The 2,431-nt window shown below is 67.3% G+C and carries 2 protein-coding genes; both read left to right on the forward strand.

Annotation, left to right across the window (positions count from 1 at the left end; genetic code table 11):
• Positions 1–599, forward strand: a 599-nt coding sequence (gene rnhB, locus CWO89_RS43155; RefSeq protein ID WP_130584266.1) for a ribonuclease HII, incomplete at its 5' end; no start/stop codon positions are given.
• A 247-nt stretch (positions 600–846) separates the two neighbouring features.
• A complete protein-coding gene (locus CWO89_RS43160) occupies positions 847–2,349 on the forward strand; it encodes a glycosyltransferase family 39 protein (RefSeq protein ID WP_130584267.1) in 1,503 nt (500 codons plus the stop codon).
• Positions 2,350–2,431 lie beyond the last annotated feature (82 nt).

Here is a 2,431-nt window from a genome sequence, read left to right on the forward strand (position 1 = left end):
CCGCGGCCGTGGTGCTCGACCCGAAACGCATTCCAAAAGGCATCGACGATTCGAAGCGGCTGACGGCGGAACGGCGGGAAGAGCTGTTCGAGCAGATCTGCGCGACGTCAGCCTTCGCGGTCGCCTTCGCATCGCCCGCGCGAATCGATCGCGACAATATTCTGCGCGCCTCGCTCTGGGCGCTGGCGCGCGCGGTGCAGGCGCTGCCCGAGCAGCCCAAGCATGTCTTCGTCGACGGCCGCGACAAGGTCGCCGTCACCTGCGATTGCGAGGCCGTAATCGGCGGTGACGGCATCGTGATGTCGATCGCGGCCGCCTCCATCATCGCCAAGGTGACGCGCGACCGGCTGATGTGCGCGCTGGCGCTGGATTGCCCCGGCTATGGCTTCGAGCAGCACAAGGGCTATGCGGTGCCGGAACATCTGGAGGCGCTGGATCGCTTGGGGCCGAGCGCGCATCACCGCAGCTTCTTTGCGCCCGTGATCGCCGCCCGGCAGAAGCATTTCCCGGAAACGATCGAGCCCGATCTTTTCGCGGTGGACCCGACGGTCGAGACGGTGGACCCGACAATCGCGGCCGAGGCGACCGCCGCGATCTAGATCGCGTCGGAACCTGAGGAGCTCTCAGCCGGTCATCGCCCGGCTTGGCCGGGCGATCCAGTATTCCAGAGACGGCAGTGCTTGAACCGAGAGGCCGCCGTGTACTGGATGCCCCGCTTGAAGCGGTGCATGACGGCGGAGTGCGTCGTTGGCAATCGAGCTGTCCTCACGCCGGTTGCTTCCGTCGCGTGCGGCCTTTATCAAGTTTGCGGGTCGATTGAGGGCTGGTTCTGGGCATTTTGGGCGCATGCGTTTCACCTCCCTGGTCGTCGAACTGATCCGTGCCCGGCCCCGGCTCGTGGTCTGGATCGTGGTGCTGGCGCAGGCAGCGCTGTGGCTGCTGGTGCCGCTCTTGATCTATCGCAGCCCGCCCGGCGACGTCGCGACCGTGCTCGCCTTCGGCCGGGAATATCAGGTCGGCACCGATCTCGGCCCGCCGCTCGCGTTCTGGCTCGCCGACATCGCGTTCCGCGCCGCCGGCAATCACGTTTTCGGCGTCTATCTCCTGGCGCAGATTTGCGGGATCGCGACCTTCGTGAGCCTCTATCACCTCGGCCGCGCCATCATCGGCGGGCAGCAGGCGGTGCTGGCCGTGCTGCTGACGATGACGGTCGCCGCCTTTTCTTCGCCCGGCCTCGAGTTCGGGCCGCTGGTGTTGGCACGGCCGTTGTGGGCGCTCTTGCTGCTGCATTCCTGGCAATTGTTCGGCCAGAACCGGCGCAGCGCCTGGTTTGCCTGGTCGATCGATTGCGGCCTGTTGTTGCTGACGACGCCGGTGGCGATCGGGATGATCCTGTTGGTCGCGGCCTTTGCGCTGGCGACCGCGCGCGGACGCCGCACGCTGGCATCGCTTGATCCGCTGTTCGCGCTGCTCGTGGTGATCGTGCTGGCGCTGCCTTATTTGATCTGGCTGATGCGGTCGGATGTTGTGACGCTGCCGCCGCTGCCTGATGTCGCGGATTTGCGCGCGCGGGTGATGCGCTCCGGCGTCCTGCTCGGCGGCCTGGTGGTGTCGATGGCCGGCATCGCGCTGCTGCTCGCCGTCAATTCTCCCTGGTTCGCCCGCAAGCCGGAGGAGGCGCCGATCATCAACCGGCCGCCGCTCGATCCCCTGGGACGGCAGTTCGTCTATTTCTTCGCCTTCGCGCCGGCGCTGATTTGTAGCCTGCTCGCCGGCCTGTTCCGTCTCGACCACGTGGTCGGCGGCGCCGGCGTCGCGCTGCTGCTGTCGGGATTGGCCGTGATCGTCAACGCCGGCGATTTCATCCACCTCTACCGCCAGCGGTTCCTACGCTCGGCCTGGGCGGCGACGATTGCCGCGCCGGCCTTGGCGGTTCTCGCGGCGACGCTGTTCGTGCCCTGGACCGGCACAGCCGAAGTGCGGACCTCGATGCCGGCCGCCTCGATCGGGCATTTCTTCGCCGACAGTTTTGAGCGGCGCACCAACCAGCGGCTGCGCGCGGTGGCCGGCGATCCCGAGCTTGCGGGCCTGATCGCGATGGACCCGCAGCGCCCGCATCTGTTGCTGGAAGGAAAGCCGCGGACGCCCTGGCTTTCGCCGGCGAAGTTCAACGAGACCGGCGGGCTGATCGTCTGGCGCGCGTCCGACACATCGGGCATGCCGCCGCCCGAGATCGCGCAACGTTTCCCCGGACTGGTGCCGGAAGTGCCGCGATCGTTCGAATGGCTGGTCAACGGCCGTCAGCCGCTGCTCAGGATCGGCTGGGCCATCGTGCGGCCGAAGGGGTAGGTGAGAAGCGGTAGGGTGGGCAAAGCGCAGCGTACCCACCATCTAACGGCGTGCTCGGAATGGTGGGCACGCTGCGCTTTGC

Origin of the sequence: Bradyrhizobium sp. Leo170, assembly GCF_004296405.1 — a bacterium.
GTDB lineage: Bacteria > Pseudomonadota > Alphaproteobacteria > Rhizobiales > Xanthobacteraceae > Bradyrhizobium.

What these genes read in the sequence shown, in the direction of transcription:
- CWO89_RS43160 (WP_130584267.1), top strand. Translation starts at nt 847, where the DNA reads ATGCGTTTCACCTCCCTGGTCGTCGAACTGATCCGTGCCCGGCCCCGG.